Consider the following 259-nt stretch of genomic DNA (forward strand, 5'->3'; position numbering starts at 1 on the left):
CCGGACCGGGTCGAACCCGCCGCCGGCGGGCTCAGTGGCGACCCGCCGGGCGACGCGACCGTCCTCTGGAACGGCGACGACGCCACGCTAGACGACTGGCAGAAGCCGGACGGGTCCGAGCCGGACTGGGTCGAGACCGCTGACTACTTCGAGGTGAACTCAAACGTCAGCGGGAACGTCCAGCCCCAGGAATCGCTGGGCGACGTCCACCTTCACCTGGAGTGGCGCGCGCCAGAGGACCTCGACGGGATCGCCAACG

At 70.3% G+C, this 259-nt stretch carries 1 protein-coding gene; it reads left to right on the forward strand.

Translation table 11 applies throughout. From position 1 onward, the window contains the following. Nucleotides 1-259 (forward strand): hypothetical protein (locus C471_RS17310; RefSeq protein ID WP_004045576.1); only part of this gene is annotated, 259 nt, incomplete at both ends.

It is taken from the genome of Halorubrum saccharovorum DSM 1137, from assembly GCF_000337915.1.
Classification (GTDB): Archaea; Halobacteriota; Halobacteria; order Halobacteriales; family Haloferacaceae; genus Halorubrum; species Halorubrum saccharovorum.